Source organism: Streptomyces sp. NPDC041968, assembly GCF_055589025.1.
In genome coordinates, this window is sequence record NZ_JBVJCB010000001.1 from 382,981 (window position 1) to 398,423 (window position 15,443).

General features: G+C 74.1%; 13 protein-coding genes. 2 read left to right on the plus strand and 11 right to left on the minus strand.

The features are described 5' to 3' along the window. Positions 1–71: 71 nt before the first annotated feature. The 6 genes from ACZ6EG_RS01755 to ACZ6EG_RS01780 form a co-directional block, all read right to left on the minus strand. Entirely contained in the window at positions 72–836 is a 765-nt protein-coding gene (locus ACZ6EG_RS01755; RefSeq protein WP_391967685.1) for an endonuclease/exonuclease/phosphatase family protein, read from the minus strand. A 170-nt stretch (positions 837–1,006) separates the two neighbouring features. After that, the gene (locus ACZ6EG_RS01760) at positions 1,007–1,960 is read right to left on the minus strand and encodes an ROK family glucokinase (RefSeq protein ID WP_053129509.1); all 954 of its coding nucleotides are present in this window, start codon (positions 1,958–1,960) and stop codon (positions 1,007–1,009) included. 54 nt (positions 1,961–2,014) lie between these two features. Beyond that, positions 2,015–2,560 (minus strand): DUF5304 family protein, encoded by a 546-nt coding sequence (locus tag ACZ6EG_RS01765; protein ID WP_391967686.1) that lies wholly within the window; start codon positions 2,558–2,560, stop codon positions 2,015–2,017. 208 nt (positions 2,561–2,768) lie between these two features. Next, a complete protein-coding gene (locus ACZ6EG_RS01770) occupies positions 2,769–3,968 on the minus strand; it encodes an ArsA family ATPase (RefSeq protein ID WP_469600697.1) in 1,200 nt (399 codons plus the stop codon). A gap of 168 nt (positions 3,969–4,136) precedes the next feature. Next, positions 4,137–4,577 carry an SRPBCC family protein gene (locus tag ACZ6EG_RS01775; protein ID WP_469600699.1) on the minus strand — a complete coding sequence of 147 codons (441 nt, stop codon included), beginning with the start codon at positions 4,575–4,577 and terminating at the stop codon, positions 4,137–4,139. Positions 4,578–4,781: 204 nt separating this feature from the next. After that, positions 4,782–5,537 carry a metallophosphoesterase family protein gene (locus ACZ6EG_RS01780; protein ID WP_391968272.1) on the minus strand — a complete coding sequence of 252 codons (756 nt, stop codon included), beginning with the start codon at positions 5,535–5,537 and terminating at the stop codon, positions 4,782–4,784. A gap of 339 nt (positions 5,538–5,876) precedes the next feature. Between ACZ6EG_RS01780 and ACZ6EG_RS01785 the strand changes: the two genes are divergently transcribed. Next, positions 5,877–7,673 (plus strand): AMP-dependent synthetase/ligase, encoded by a 1,797-nt coding sequence (locus ACZ6EG_RS01785; RefSeq protein ID WP_356610596.1) that lies wholly within the window; start codon positions 5,877–5,879, stop codon positions 7,671–7,673. 130 nt (positions 7,674–7,803) lie between these two features. On the opposite strand, the gene ACZ6EG_RS01790 is transcribed toward ACZ6EG_RS01785, so the two are convergent. After that, positions 7,804–8,946 (minus strand): glycosyltransferase family 4 protein, encoded by a 1,143-nt coding sequence (locus tag ACZ6EG_RS01790; RefSeq protein WP_469600701.1) that lies wholly within the window; start codon positions 8,944–8,946, stop codon positions 7,804–7,806. Positions 8,947–9,104: 158 nt separating this feature from the next. Here ACZ6EG_RS01790 and ACZ6EG_RS01795 point away from each other — a divergent pair, with 158 nt between their 5' ends. Continuing rightward, a complete protein-coding gene (locus ACZ6EG_RS01795) occupies positions 9,105–10,355 on the plus strand; it encodes a glycosyltransferase 87 family protein (protein ID WP_469600704.1) in 1,251 nt (416 codons plus the stop codon). On the opposite strand, the gene ACZ6EG_RS01800 is transcribed toward ACZ6EG_RS01795, so the two are convergent. The 4 genes from ACZ6EG_RS01800 to ACZ6EG_RS01815 form a co-directional block, all read right to left on the minus strand. Then, a complete protein-coding gene (locus ACZ6EG_RS01800) occupies positions 10,312–11,505 on the minus strand; it encodes a hypothetical protein (protein WP_469600706.1) in 1,194 nt (397 codons plus the stop codon). The two genes, ACZ6EG_RS01795 and ACZ6EG_RS01800, sit on opposite strands and share 44 nt — an antisense overlap. 89 nt (positions 11,506–11,594) lie before the next feature. Continuing rightward, complete coding sequence (locus ACZ6EG_RS01805; RefSeq protein WP_391967692.1) at positions 11,595–12,608, minus strand: C40 family peptidase; 1,014 nt, start codon at positions 12,606–12,608, stop codon at positions 11,595–11,597. Between the two features lie 214 nt (positions 12,609–12,822). Beyond that, positions 12,823–13,863 carry a C40 family peptidase gene (locus ACZ6EG_RS01810; protein WP_391967693.1) on the minus strand — a complete coding sequence of 347 codons (1,041 nt, stop codon included), beginning with the start codon at positions 13,861–13,863 and terminating at the stop codon, positions 12,823–12,825. A gap of 232 nt (positions 13,864–14,095) precedes the next feature. Continuing rightward, a complete protein-coding gene (locus tag ACZ6EG_RS01815) occupies positions 14,096–15,439 on the minus strand; it encodes an NYN domain-containing protein (protein WP_391967694.1) in 1,344 nt (447 codons plus the stop codon). Positions 15,440–15,443 lie beyond the last annotated feature (4 nt).

Below are 15,443 nucleotides of genomic sequence, written 5' to 3' on the forward strand. Positions count from 1 at the left end.
CGGGGCGCGTGGCCCGGGGCCGGAGCGGGGCGGACGGGCGGTGGTCCGGTGTGCGGGCCCTGCCGTGCGGGTCAGGTCGCGCAGGCGGGTACGTGGAGGGCGGTCAGGACCGGCAGGTGGTCCGTGGCCGCCCTCAGGTCGTCCTCGGCCACCCCGGGGAGCCCGAGCGGTACGCCGCAGCCCAGGACCTCGATGCCCTCCGTGACGAAGACCGCGTCGATGCGCCGGTCCGGATCGGTGGCGGGGAAGGTGTACTCGCGGCCCCAGGGTTCGGCGGTCCAGCAGTCCCGCAGTCCGTCGCCGAGCCGCCGGAAGGTGCGGCCGCCGGGGCGCTCGTTCAGGTCGCCGCCCGCGATCGCGTGCGTCACGCCGAGGGCGCCCAGTCGGTCGAGGAGCAGGCCGGCCTGCTCGTGGCGCTCGTCCGGCTCCAGCGAGAGGTGACAGCTCAGCACGCCGACGCGGGCCGCGCCGAACCGGACGACGGCGGTGGCGAGGCCGCGCCGGTGCCGGCCGGGGGTGAGCGGGAGCAGCACGTCCTCCGTGCGCTCGACGGTGGCGCGCAGCGAGCACAGCAGCGCGGGACCGGCGGCCGTGCCGCCTCCGGAGAGGAGGACCAGTCCGGACGCGGCGGCGAGCCGGGTGAGCTTCTTGCGCCAGCGGAAGAGGCGGGGGGCCTCCTGGAGGAGGACGAGGTCCGGGGCGCAGGCGGCGATCACGCGGGCGAGGGCGTCGGTGTCGTCGCGCATCGAGCGGATGTTGTAGCTGAGGACCCGGACGACGGCGGAACCGTCGGCTTCGGTGCGGGAGTTGGGGAGCGGTTGGAGCGACGTTGCCATGCCGTCAATTTACGGGACCGCACGGCCGGCGCGAGGCGTCCGGCGACGCGTCGACGGGCCTCGGACGATGTCCGCCGACGCCACGGAGCCCGTACGCCCGCGGGGCGCAGCCGCAGATCGGCTCCGCCCCGCGCCCGTCGCTCGGCACCCCCGCACCGGAGGTGCGCCCGTCACATGATCGGGTCGGGTTCCCTGGCCAGGTCGGCCGCGCCCACCAGGCCGGCCTTGTTGCCCAGCTGGGCGGCGATCACGTCGGCGACCGGACGCCAGTTGCCGCCGACCAGCCACCGCTTGTAGGACTTGCGGATCGGGTCGAGGACCAGGTCGCCCTCGTCGGAGAGCCCGCCGCCGACGATGAAGGCGGACGGGTCGAAGAGCGAGGCGAGGTCGGCGAGCCCGGCACCGGCCCAGCGGGCCAGCTCCCGGTAGGAGTCGACCGCGACGGGGCAGCCCTGCCGGGCGGCGACCGAGATGTGCTTGCCCTCGATGCCGTCGGGGGTGCCGTCGCCGAGTGCGAGCAGTACCTCGGCGCGCTCGGGGGTGGCGTTGGCGCGCTGCTTGGCGTACCGCACCAGGGCGCGGCCGGAGGCGTACTGCTCCCAGCAGCCCTGCGAGCCGCAGCCGCACAGCAGGCCGTCCGGCACCATGCGGATGTGGCCGAACTCGGCGGCTACGCCGAAGTGGCCGCGGCGCAGCTTGTTGCCGATGATGATGCCGCCGCCGAGGCCGGTGCCGAGCGTGATGCAGATGACGTTGCGGTGGCCCTTGCCCGCGCCGAACTTGTACTCGCCCCAGGCGGCGGCGTTGGCGTCGTTCTCCACGACGACCGGGAGGCCGACGCGGGCCTCGACCTTCTCCTTGAGCGGTTCGTTGCGCCAGTCGATGTTGGGCGCGAAGTAGACCTCGGAGCGCTGGCGGTTGACGTACCCGGCGGCACCGATGCCCACGCCGACGATCTCGTGCCCGGCGCGCGCGCCCTCCACCGCGGAGGCGATGGCGTCCACGATGCCCTCGGGTGTGCCCGGGGTCGGCACCTTGTGGGTCGAGAGGATGTTGCCTTCCTCGTCGACCACGCCGGCCGCGATCTTCGTGCCGCCGATGTCGACGCCGATGGTGAGTCCCATGAATCCCTCAGTTCGGTCGAGCCCCGCTAAGGGCAACCGTACCCGAGGGGAGTGTCAGTCCAAGTCGATGCGCTGGCCCGGGCCGGTGCCCCCGTCGCCGTCGTCCCGTCCGTCGGCACGGCGTTCGTCCAGGTCGCGGGGGTCGCGGGGGTCCGTGTCCGCGGCGGCTCCGGCGTCCTTGGCGGTCCAGCGGCTCTCCTGGTTCTGGACGGCGGAGCGGTAGGCGGCGAGGAGTTCGCCGCCGGCGGCCGCGAGGTGGTCGAAGACGCCCGGGTTGCGCTCGATGACCGGTTCGACGGCGGCCCTGGCCTGCTGGACGACCTGCCGGACCACCTGCTGGGCGGCGGGTCCGGCGACCTGGCCGAGCAGCGGGGACTGGAGGCCGGACAGCTTGTCCGCGACGGTGTCGACGAGCCGGCGCAGCTCCTCGGCGGCCGACCCGGGCTGCGGCCCGTACTCGGCACGGCGGCGGGCCTTCTCCGCCTCCAGGTCCTCGGCGGTCGCCGTCGCCCAGGCGTCGGCGTCGGTCGCCCGCACCTCGTCGACCGCGTCCGCCTCGTCGGGACGAGCGGCCTCGGGCTTGGGGAGCTCTTCGCTCATGACGGACTCCTGACTACGGTTCGTCCCTACGACGTTACCCGAACGGACCCGGGGACCGCCCGAAGGATCGGGCCACGGATGCGGACACGCGGCACGAGCCGATGCCCGCCGGCCCGCGGCGCGACCCGTCGCCCTGTCGGCTGCCCAGGCACCGGGACCGCCGGACACCCGGACACCCGGACGCCCGGGCACCCGGGCACCCGCGGTTTCAGCGTCCTCGCGGCCACAGCCGCGGGTCCGGTGCGAAGCGGACGGCGAGGACGCCCTCCCGCAGCGCTGCCCCGTCGACGGCGCAGCGGCGCAGTACGGAGGGCAGCGGGACGATCCGGCGGAACGGCCCGGCGGTGACGACCAGTTCGTCCCCGCGGCGGACCAGGTCCACTTCGTCGCGCACGGCGCCGGGCAGCGGGATGTGCCAGACCAGCACACCGTCCCCGGCCAGCCGGTCGGTGACGGACCACTCGACCGGGGCGGCGTCCGGGGCGGCGCCCGGATCGACGCCCGGATCGACGCCCGGCGCGGCGAGCGCGGCGAGGTCCTCGGCGCCGCGCGGGTCGTGCCCGAGGTGGGCGAGGGCGCGGACGGCGTAGGTGCCCCGCCACTCCTCCAGTGTCTTGCGCTGCTGGGCCACGGGGCCGGCCAGCCAGCCGTCGGCGCGGGCGGCGTCCTCGGGCAGGACGCGGTTGGCGACCAGCAGGTCGGTGCGCAGGCCGCGCAGGGCGAGGCCCAGGGTGGCGGCGCGGACCGCGTCGTCGCCGGCCGGACCGGGCTCGGCGACCAGGCGTACGACGGTGTTCCGGTCGGCGACGACGGCCTCGGCGGCGGCGAGTTCCAGGTCCCAGCGGGCCGCGGCCTCGTACAGCGCCTCGGTGGGCATGGGGACGCCGGCCAGCCGGCCGAGGACGGGGCGCAGGGCGCGGGCCGCCTGCCGCTCGGGCGGGAGCAGGCGGCGCAGGTAGCGGCGCAGTTCCTCGGGCAGGGCGAGCAGGGCGAGGGCGCGGGGCGCGGGCGGCAGGTCGACGACGAGGAGGTCGTGGGCCTCTGCGAGGGCGGCCTCGCGCAGGGCGCGCAGCAGGACGAGTTCGCCGGCGCCGGGGAGCGGGGTGAGTTCCTCGTGGTCGAGGCGGGTGGCGCCGAGCAGGTCGAGGGCGGAGGCGGCCCGGTCCTGGAGGGCGGCGAGGCCGTCCCGGAACCCCTGGTCGGCGTCGGGCCGCCAGGCGGTGAGGCGGGGCTCGACACCGACCGGGGCCGGGCCCGTGGGCACGCCGAGCACGGCACCGAGGGTGTCGTCACGGTCGGCGCCGAGGAGCAGGGTGCGGGTGCCCGCACGGGCGGCGGCGAGCGCGGTGGCGGCCGCGACGGTGGTACGGCCACTGCCGCCGGGCCCCGTGATCAGGATGGTGCGCATGGTGCTGAACGGTACCTTCGCGCCCGTCCCGTGCACCGCCTCCGCGCTGGTCGCCGCCGGGGCGGGGAGGGTGGCGGCGCGCCGAGGGCCACGGACGGAACCGGCGTCCCGGCCGCCGGGCGCCTGCGGTTCGGCGCCGCCCACCGTGGGGTCCGGCCGCCGGGCGGACTACTTCGCGCCCGACTCCACCCGCTTCTTCAGCCCCGCCAGCGCCCGGTCGGTGATGACCTTCTCGGCCTTGCGCTTGATCATGCCGAGCATCGGGATCTTGACGTCGACCGTGAGCCGGTAGGTGACCTCCGTGCCCGCGCCCGCCGAACGCAGCAGGTAGGAGCCGTCGAGGGAACGCAGCATCTGGGACTTGACCAGGGTCCAGGAGACCTCGTGCTCACCGGTCCAGGTGTAGGCCAGCGTCTGGTCGTCCTTGATGGCCCCGGCGTCCATGACGAGGCGCACCTGCTCGGCGCGCCCCTGGGCGTCGGTGGCGAGGACCTCGGCCTCCTTCACCTCTCCGGTCCAGTCCGGATAGCGGGCGAAGTCGGCGATCACCGCCATGACGTCGGCCGGTGCCGCCTCGATGGTGATGCTCGAGCTGGTGTGTTCCGCCATCGCCGTGGCTCCTCCGGATGCGGTGCCGCTGTTGAGGTCGTCGTGCGCCCGTGGCGCGCACGTGTGTGCCGCGTGAAGGCTATCGCGCACGGACACGGCGAACGTCACCACCTGCCCGCGCGGCCCGGCCCACCACCTGCCCGCCCGGGCCGGCCGCCGAGTCCCCGCTGACGGCTCCGACCCCGGCCCCGGCCCCGGCCCGGCTCACCACTCGAGCGCCCACGGCTTCCCGGTGGACGCGAAGTGCCCCACGTTCACGCACTCGGTCGCCCCGATCCGCATCCGCCGGACCAGCGGCTGGTGCACGTGCCCGAAGAGCGCGTACCGGGGACGGGTGCGGCGGATCGCCTCCAGCAGCGCCCTGCTCCCCCGCTCGAAGCGCCGCGCCACCGTGTCGTAGACGAGCTCCGGCACCTCCGGGGGGATGTGCGTGCACAGCACGTCCACCTCGCCGACGGCTTCCACCTTCGCGGCGTACTCCTCGTCGTCGATCTCGTACGGCGTGCGCATCGGCGTGCGCAGGCCGCCGCCGACGAAGCCGAAGACCCGGCCGCCGATCTCCACCCGTTCCCCGTCGAGCACGGTGGTGCCGGGGCGGGCGTACTCGGGCCACAGGGGCGGCATGTCGACGTTGCCGTAGGTGGCGTACGTCGGGGTGGGGAAGGCCGCGAACATCTCGGCGTACTGCTTGCGCACGGCTCCCTCGATCAGGGCCCGCCGGTCCCCGCCGACGCCCGCCCACAGCCGGGCCCCCAGCTCCCGCGCCTCGGCGAAACGGCGGGCGGTGCGCAGTTCGACGATGCGGTCGGCGTTCTCGACGCCGAACAGGTCGGGGAAGATGCCGCGCGAGTGGTCGGCGTAGTCGAGGAAGAGGACCAGGTCCCCGAGGCAGATCAGGGCGTCCGCGCCCTCGCCGGCCCGGGCCAGGTCGCGGGCGTTGCCGTGGACGTCGCTGACCACGTGGACGCGGGTCGTCGTGTTGCCGGGCGGTGTGGGTGCCATGGCGATCAAGCGTAGGCAGCGCGTGCCCCTTGTGAACAGTGGCGGTCGGACCTGCGGTTACTGGCTGGTCGGTTGATCCGTCGACTACTCTGCGCGCAGGAAACCCCATCCGTGTGACGCAGCGAACATCTCGCGGGGACCCCCTGTCGGAGAAGCCATACCGGCGGGTAACGTCCGGGCAGTCCAGTCGTGCTCTGGAATTCAACAGGTGAATCCACGAGTACTTGCCCGAGCCTTGGACCGCACCGTCGCATCACACAGTGTCGTGGCGCCGGCGCCCTATGAGGAGCAGCAGTCTTGCGCGAGTTCAGCCTTCCGGCTTTGTACGAGGTCCCTGCGGACGGAAACCTGACCGACATCGTCCGCAGAAACGCCGCGCAGCATCCGGACGTCGCCGTCATCTCCCGCAAGGCGGGAGGCGCCTGGCAGGACGTGACCGCCCGCGCCTTCCTCGGCGAGGTGCAGACCGCGGCCAAGGGCCTCATCGCCTCCGGTGTCCAGCCGGGCGACCGCGTCGGCCTGATGTCCCGTACGCGCTACGAGTGGACGCTGCTCGACTTCGCGATCTGGAGCGCGGGCGCGATCACCGTCCCGGTGTACGAGACCAGCTCCCCCGAGCAGGTGCAGTGGATCCTCAGCGACTCCGGCGCCACGGCGTGCGTGGTGGAGTCGGCCGGGCACGCGGCCGCCGTCGAGTCGGTGCGTGAGGGGCTGCCCGCCCTCAAGCACGTGTGGCAGATCGACGCCGGTGCCGTGGAGGAGCTGGGGCGCCTCGGCCAGGACGTCACCGACCAGGCCGTCGAGGAGCGCGGCTCGCTCGCGAAGGCCGACGATCCGGCGACCATCGTCTACACCTCCGGTACGACCGGCCGCCCCAAGGGCTGTGTGCTCACCCACCGCAGCTTCTTCGCCGAGTGCGGCAACGTCGTCGAGCGGCTGCGCCCGCTGTTCCGCACGGGCGAGTGCTCCGTCCTCCTCTTCCTCCCGCTCGCCCACGTCTTCGGCCGCCTGGTCCAGGTCGCGCCGATGATCGCGCCGATCAAACTGGGCTGCGTCCCCGACATCAAGAACCTCACCGACGAGCTGGCCGCGTTCCGGCCGACGCTGATCCTCGGCGTGCCGCGCGTCTTCGAGAAGGTCTACAACTCGGCGCGGGCCAAGGCGCAGGCCGACGGCAAGGGCAGGATCTTCGACAAGGCCGCCGACACGGCGATCGCGTACAGCAAGGCGCTGGACACGCCGTCCGGCCCGTCCGTCGGTCTGAAGATCAAGCACAAGGTCTTCGACAAGCTCGTCTTCAGCAAGCTCCGTACGGTCCTCGGCGGACGCGGCGAGTACGCCATCTCCGGCGGCGCCCCGCTCGGCGAGCGCCTCGGCCACTTCTTCCGCGGCATCGGCTTCACCGTGCTGGAGGGCTACGGCCTGACCGAGTCCTGTGCCGCCACCGCCTTCAACCCCTGGGACCGGCAGAAGATCGGCACGGTCGGCCAGCCGCTGCCCGGCTCCGTGGTGCGCATCGCGGACGACGGGGAGGTGCTGCTGCACGGCGAGCACCTCTTCAAGGAGTACTGGAACAACCCGGGCGCGACCGCCGAGGCGCTGGCCGACGGCTGGTTCCACACCGGCGACATCGGCACCCTCGACGAGGACGGGTACCTGCGGATCACCGGCCGCAAGAAGGAGATCATCGTCACCGCCGGCGGCAAGAACGTCGCTCCGGCCGTCATAGAGGACCGCATCCGCGCGCACGCGCTGGTCGCGGAGTGCATGGTGGTCGGCGACGGGCGGCCCTTCGTGGGCGCGCTGATCACCATCGACGAGGAGTTCCTCGACCGCTGGTGCGCGGACCACGGCAAGCCGGCCGGCTCGACGGCCGCGTCGCTGCGGGAGGACGCGGATCTGCTCGCCGCGGTCCAGTCGGCCATCGACGACGGCAACTCCGCGGTGTCCAAGGCGGAGTCGGTGCGCAGGTTCCGGGTGCTGTCGGCCCAGTTCACGGAGGACTCCGGGCATCTGACGCCGTCGCTGAAGCTGAAGCGGAACGTGGTGGCGAAGGACTACGCGGAGGAGATCGAGGCGATCTACGCGAAGTAGGTGGGCTGGGGGCGCCTGTCGGGGTGCCTCCTCGGCGCCGTCGGCGGGTGCGGGTTGTGCGGGGCTTGTCGCGCGGTGCCCCGCGCCCCTGGGCGGCGTACGGTTCCCGGTGCTCCAGGGGCGCCCCGTGTCACAAGAGGGCCTTCAGGTTTTCGGCGAGCAGGTCCCAGCGCCACTTCTCCTCGACCCAGGCCCGGCCCCGCTCCCCCATCCGGCGGCGCAGCTCCGGGTCGCCGAGGAGGGTGACGACGCGGTCGGCCGTCTGGTCGGCGGAGTCGCCCCGCACGACCCACCCCGTCTCGCCGTCGAGCACGGCGTCCGGGGCGCCGCCCGAGTCACCGGCGACCACGGGCAGGCCGGTCGCGGAGGCCTCCAGGTAGACGATCCCGAGCCCCTCCACGTCCAGTCCGCCCCGCCGGGTCCGGCACGGCATGGCGAAGACGTCCCCGGCGCCGTAGTGCGCGGGCAGCTCGGACCAGGGCACGGCCCCGGTGAAGCGGACGGAGGCGGCCACGCCGGTCTCCTGGGCGAGCCGGCGCAGCTCCTTCTCGTAGGGTCCGCCGCCGACGATCAGCAGGACGGCGTCCGGCTCTGCGGCCAGGACGCGCGGCATGGCCCGGATCAGGGTGTCCTGGCCCTTGCGCGGCACCAGCCGGGAGACGCACACCACCACGGGCCGCTCGGCCAGTCCGAGCCGGGCCCGCACCTCGTCGCCGCCGCTGCCCGGGTGGAAGGTCTTCTCGTCGACGCCGGGCGGCAGCTGCGTCATCCGTGCGGCGGCCTCGGGGGTGAGCGCGCCCGCGATCCGCGAGCGCGTGTACTCCCCGAGGTAGGTGAGGGTGTCGGTCGACTCCCCGATCCGGCGCAGCAGCTGCCGGGCGGCGGGCAGCTGGGCCCAGCCCGCCTCGTGGCCGTGGGTGGTGGCGACGAGCCGCTCGGCCCCCGCCCTGCGCAGCGCCGGCGCCATCAGCCCGAGGGGCGCCGCCGCCCCGAACCACACCGACGTGCACCCGTGCTCGCGCAGCAGCCCCACGGCCCGCCGGGTCGCGGCCGGGGTCGGCAGCAGCATCGTCGTGCGGTCCCGTACGACGGTGAAGGGCTGCTCGGCGTCGAAGGCGGCGGTGGCCTCGACGCCCTCGCGGCCCCGCTTCCAGGTGGAGGCGTAGACGACCAGCCGCTCGGGGTCCAGGCGCAGCGCCATGTTGTGCAGGAAGGCCTGGATGCCGCCCGGACGGGGCGGGAAGTCGTTGGTCACGATCAAGGTCTTGCGCACGCCGCCGACCCTACCGAACCCGCCGCGCGGTGCGGGGCCCGGCCGCTCCTGTGGCAGACGCACAGGTGTCCGGGTCATCATGGCCGCAGAGCAGGCGGAACAGGCCGGGCAGGCGAGCAGGCAGGGCAGCGCACGGCACGCGGACGGGCAGGGAGCACGTGGAGACGACGGACGCGAGGCGGCCCGCGGCGCGCCTGCTCACGGCCTGGGGTGCCACGCGGCTGGTCCTGTTGCTGTTCGTCCTGAAGATCCTGGTCTTCCCCGGCCCGGACGTCACCAGCGACGTGTCCGTCATCTACCGGGACTGGGCCGACGTCCTGCGTGCCGGAACGTTTCCGCTGAACGACGTCACCTGGCAGTACCCGCCCGCGGCGGCCCTCGCGATGCTCTCCCCGGGGCTGCTGCCCTTCCTGGAGTACGCGACGGCGTTCTTCGTCCTGGCCTGCGTCACCGACCTGCTCGTCCTCGCCCTGTTGCGGCACGCGGGCCGGGGCCCCGGGCGTTCACCGCGCGGTGCGTGGGTGTGGGTGGCGGGCGTGCCGCTGCTCGGTCCGACGGTGTACGCCCGCTACGACGTGATGGTCACCGCCGTCGCGGTGGCGGCGCTGCTCGCCGCGGGCAGGCATCCGCGCCTGGCGGGCGCCCTGGCCGGGTTCGGCGCGCTGCTGAAGGTGTGGCCGGCCCTGGTGCTGGTCGGGATGCGCGGGCGGCGCCCCTTCGCCGCGGCCGCCGTGGCCGGTGCGCTGTCGGCCGCGCTGTTCGCCGTGACCATGCCCGGGGCCTTCGCCTTCCTGACCTTCCAGCGCGAGCGGGGCACCGAGGTGGAGTCGCTGGGCGCGCTGGTCTTCCACGTCGCCCGGCACTTCGGCTGGGACGGCGAGGTGCTGCTCCACTACGGCTCGGTCGAGTTCCTCGGCCCGTACGTGGGCGCGGTGAGCACGGCCGCCCTCGCGCTGACCGCCCTCTCGTTCGGCTGGCTGCTGCTGTGGCGGCTGGCGGCCTCGCGTTTCGCGGCGCACACGGCGGCGGACGCGGCCTTCGTGGCGGTGCTGGTGTTCACGGTGACCAGCCGGGTGATCAGCCCGCAGTACATGGTGTGGCTGATCGGCCTGGCGGCGGTCTGCAGGTGCTTCCGGGCGAGCCGGATGCGGGTGCCGGCCGCCCTGGTGCTGGCGGCGAGCCTGGTGACGGTACTGGAGTTCCCGGTCCTGTTCGGGTACGTCGTCGCCAGCGATCCGCTCGGCATCGCGCTGCTGGTCGTGCGCAACGGCCTGCTGGTCGCCGCGGCGGTCCTCGCGGCCCGTGCCCTGTGGCGCGACACGGCCGCGCGGCGCGCCCGGGAGCGGACCGCGCCCGCCGGCCGGCTCAGCCGAACTCCGACCGCAGATACTCCCGCCACCGCGCCGTGAACTCCTCCGGCGTGACGCCGAGCACCTCGTCCGTCGCGTCGTCGACCGCGCCCGCCCGCTCGTCGTGCCCGCCCACGGCCCGGTAGAAGGCGTCCAGCCGCTCCTCGCCCCACTGGTCGGCGATCATCCGGCAGGCCAGCCAGCCGCCCTCGTAGGCCCGGGCCAGTTCGTCCGCGTCGGCGGTGAAGCCGAAGTCCTCGTCCGTCGGCAGGCGGGCCGGCACGCGGTTTTCGGACACCGCGCGGGCCAGCTCGGGGGCGGCCTGATCGGGCGTGCGGCCGCTGTCCCGGTAGCCGACCCAGTCGGCGTAGCCCTCGGAGAGCCACAGCGGGGTGGCGGAGGTGGTGTCGGCGCGGGTGGCGACGTGGGTGGTCTCGTGGGTGAGCACGACCTGCCTGCCGAGGGTGCCGAGCAGGCCGTACGCGTCGGGGTTGACGATGATCCGGTCCGCGGGCGCCCGCTCCCGGCCGCCCGTCTCCCCGGTGGTGACCGCGGCGATGCCCCGGTAGGAGGAGGCGGGCGAGCCGAGCAGGCCCGCCATGCCCTCCACCGACCGAGGGACGACCACGACGACCCGCCGGGCCCAGTCGCCGTCCCAGGCCGCGGAGACGGCGGGCACCGCCCGGTCGGCCAGGTCCGCGAAGCGGCGCAGCGTCCCCGGGGACTGCCCGACGCCGAGCACGAGGCTGTGCGTCCCCCGGACGGCCCGGACCGCTCCCTGGTCCCACGGCTGCTGGCCGGACTCCCCGGCGGGCCGCTCGGACTCGACGGTCCACCGGCCGCCGGTGCCGTCCCGGCTCAGCCGCACGGTGCGGCCGGCGGTGACCGCGCCCCGGTCGTAGCCCGCCACGCGGTAGCTCAGCTCCACGTCCGCGGTGGCCGTGTCACCGGTGCGGTCCACCTCCCGCACGCGGTACGCGAACGCGGCCAGCGGCACCTCGCTCAGGTGGTCGAAGGCGCCCGCGGCGCCCGTGCCCGCGTAGGCGGCCCGGTCGTGGCCCAGGACGGCGGCCGCGCGGCGGTCCAGCACCCCCTGCACCTCGGCCCGGACCGGGTCGGCGGCGGTCCGGCCGCCGCAGGCCACCAGGGAGACCAGCAGCAGGCACAACGCCACCACCGAGGAACCCGACACCCGCCTTCGACCGGCCATCCTCCCGATCGTACGGGCGTCGCGCCGCGGGCGGCGGCCGTCGGGGCACTTCGGCCACCGAGCGGGTCACACCGCTCCGGCCCGGCGGGTCACACCCGGGTGACGGACGAGACCGGCATCATGCCGACCGGGTCGTAGCGGACGGGGGCGCCGGGGTAGGGCGCGTGGATCACCTGGCCGTTGCCGACGTACATGCCGATGTGGCTGGCGTCGTCCCGGTAGGCGACCAGGTCGCCCGGGCGCGCGTCGGCCAGGGAGACCTGCCGGCCCGCTCCGGACTGCGCCTGCGAGGTGCGCGGCAGCCCCACCCCGGCCTGCGCGTACGACCACTGGGTCAGGCCCGAGCAGTCGAACCCACCGGGACCGTTGGAGCCCCAGACGTAGGGCTTGCCGAGGGCGGAGCGGGCGGCGGCGACGGCGGCCGCGGCGCGCCCGGAGGCGGCCGCGGACCCCCCGGGGCCGGTCAGGTCGGTGCGGCCGGAGCGGGAGCCGCGGTCGTAGGCGGCGCGTTCCTCGGCCGGCAGCGAGGCGAGCAGTTCGCGGGCCTCGGCGAGCTTGCGCTCCACGGTCCGCTTGTGGGCGGCGACGGCCTTCTGGCCCTTCTCCAGCTCGGTGAGCTTCCGGCCGGCCTCCGCCCGGTCCTGCGCGAGGTCACGCAGGGCGTCCTGGAGCTCCCTCAGCTCACCCGCCTGGTGAGTGGTGATCCGGTCCAGCACGGAGGCCTTGTCCAGGTAGTCGTCCGGGTCGGCGGAGAGCAGCAGCGCCAGCGACGGGTCGATGCCCCCGGAGCGGTACTGGGCGCCGGCCAGCGAACCGAGCGCCTCCCGCATGGTGTTGATCCGCTCCTGCTGCCGGGCGATCGCGTCCTGCGCGGTGCCGATCTCCTCGCGCAGGGCGTCGGTGCGCGCGTCGGCCTTGTTGTAGGCCTCGGTCGCCCGCTCCGCCTCCGTGTGGAGCCGGTCCACCTCCGCCCGCCGGTCGTCGTGCGGGGCGGCCGTGGCCGGTACGGCGCCGAGGACCGCGGCGGCGACGGAGAGGAGGCCGACGGCGACGGTGACGCCGCGGTCGGACCCGGATGGTGCAAGGCGGCGATGGGACCCCACGGGAAGCCGCACTCCTTCCGCTGACGGACAGGGAAACGCGGCAGACAGTAACCCCGCGGCGGGGCGGCGGCCAACGACCCGCGGCGGCCGGCAACACGAAGCCCCGCCGCTGACGCAGGTCACCGGCGGGGCGAGGGGTCGGAGCGCCTCACCGTGATTCGCCCGAACGGGCGGTACGGCGGGGCTGACTTCGGGGTCGGGAGTGACGTGGGGGTCAGACCCGCACGCCGAACATGAACGGACCGCCGATGGTGCCCATCGACTCGTAGCGGACGACCGTGCCGGTGCGCGGCGCGTGCAGTACCTGGCCGTTGCCGGCGTAGAGGCCGACGTGGTGCAGGTCGTTGAAGAAGAAGACCAGGTCGCCGACCTGGAGCTGGCTCTGCGAGTAGATCCGCGTGCCCGCGCCGGTCTGCGCCTCGGAGGTGCGCGGGATGCCGACGCCGGCCTGCGAGTACGCCCAGGAGGTCAGGCCCGAGCAGTCGAAGGAGGACGGGCCGGTGGCGCCGTAGACGTAGGGCGTGCCGATCTTGCTCTGGGCGGCGGCGAAGGCGGCGGCGGCCCGGCCGGAGGCGGGGGTGCTGGTGCCGGACAGGACCTCGCGCTCGCTGCTGCGGGTGGAGCGCTGCTCCTCGGCCTGGAGGGCGGCCTTCTCCGCCGCGGTGAGGCTGTTGAGCAGCTTCTGCGCGGAGGAGAGCTTGCCCTGGACCTCCTTCTTCTTCTTGCCCAGCTCGGTGCGGGTGGAGGCGAGGTCCTTGAGCTTCTCGGTCGCCTCGGAGCGCTGCTGGGAGAGGTCGCGCTGCTTGGTCTGGATCTTCTTCAGCGCCTCGACCTGCTGACCGCTCAGCTGGTCGAGCGTGGAGGCCTTGTCCAGGTAGTCGTCCGGGTCCGCGGAGAGGAAGAGCTGGAGGGAGGGGTCGATCCCGCCCGAGCGGTACTGGGCGCTGGCCATCGAACCGAGGCCGTCGCGCAGCTCGTTGAGCTCCTCCTGGCCGCGGGCGACGTTGTCCTGGATGGTGGAGATCTCCTTCTGGAGCTTCTCCTGCTTCTCCTTGGCGCCGTTGTACTTCTCGGTGGCCTGCTCGGCCTCCTGGTAGAGCTTGTCGACCTTGGCCTTGACCTCGTCCTTGCTCGGCTTCTCGCTCGGGGCGGCGTTGGCGGCCTGGGAGCTGAGGGCGACGGCTGCGGCGGCAGCGGTGGTGAGCACGGTCACGCGCGTGCGGCTCGGCTGCTTGGGACGACGGTGGGACGCCACGGAGACGAGCTCCTTCTTGAGAGGGATCACCCGTTCGAGGGTTCGATGGCTGACCCTAGTGACCCACTCGTGATGAGTTCAAATCCTCCGCCGAAAAATCCCGGTTACGCACCGCATTCTTTGCCGTAACTCACATGCAGTAATCCCCACTTGACACTACGTTGTGTGACGGTTCCGTCAATTCAGGCATAGAACACCTACGTTGCGGTTGCCACGAAAGTGAACCAGGAGGTCAGGAAAGCCGCTTGAGGAGCACCGCGGATGCCACCGGGCGTGCGCCCGCGCGCGCCACCCCGTCGGCGACCTCGCGGTCGGTGGAGACGACGATGACCGGCCGGCCCGGAGGCTCGGCCCGCACCAGCTGGCGGATCAGCTCGTCGGCGGTGACGCCGGGCTTGGAGAACAGCACCCGCACCCCGCGCGGCGGCGCGAGCAGCACCGGCGCGACCAGCTCGGCACCGTCGAAGACGCAGGTCATCTCGGCGCCGGTCTGCGCGGCGAGCTGCGAGAGCTGGCCGAGCAGGCGCAACCGCTGCTTCTCCAGCGGCATCTGCGGATAGCCGGTCTTGGTGACGTTGTAGCCGTCGACGACCAGGTGGGCCTGGGGCAGCGCGAGCAACTGGTCGAGGATGGCGGGGTCGTTCTCGGACAGGGCGCGCGCGGCGATGTCCTTCGGTGTCATGCGGCCGGGTTCCACGGCGTCGACGGTCTCGGCGGGCCGCACCGACACCGGGGGCAGCGCGAGTTCCCGGCGCAGCCCCTGGGTGGCGTCCAGCAGGGTGTCCAGCAGCAGCCGCACCCGCATGTCCTCGACGCTGCGCCCCTCACGGGCCGCCTTCCGGGTGGCCTCCAGGGCCGCCTCCGCCTCCCCGAGCCGGGTCTTGAGCCGCCGGGACTCGCTCTCGGCCGCGGACACCTGGGCGTGCGTCTCGGCGCGGACGGCGTCGATCTGGTCGCGCACCTTGCGCAGGGCCGCCTCGCCCCGCTTGACGTCGCTGAGGGCGGAGCGCAGCTTGCGGTGCAGCGACTCGCTCTCCTTCTTCGCCGCGTCCAGCTCGGCACGGAGCCGCTCGGTCTCGGTCCTGGTGTGCTCCCGGGCCCGGGCCAGCTCCACGTGCAGCCGCTCCAGCTCCGCGCGGCTCTCCTCGTCGGCGCGCTCGGCGTCCGCGCGCTGCGCCTCCTCGCCGGCGGCGGCCACCAGCTTCACCCAGCCGTGCGGCCGCAGTACGTAGGCCGCGGCCGCCACGTCGAGCGGGTCCGCGGCCGGTGGCGGGGAGCCGGAGTCCAGGGCACCGGCCAGTTCCGGCTGGGCCTCTCTGAACTTCTCCCCGATGCGCTGGCGGAACAGGGTGTCGGTCTCGACGGCGGCGGCCATCGCGTTGCCGGCGAACTTGGCCCTGCGGTTGGGGGCGAACCGTGCGTACTGTCTCAGCTGCGCCGGCAGCTCGCCGAGCGTGAGTCCGCCGAAGCCGTCGGACACGATCTGCACGACCCTGCGGCGCACGCCGTCGGGCAGCGGACGGTCGAGCACCTCGGCGGCGCCGTCGCCCGGCCCCCCGCCTTGTGTCTCCACCATCCGT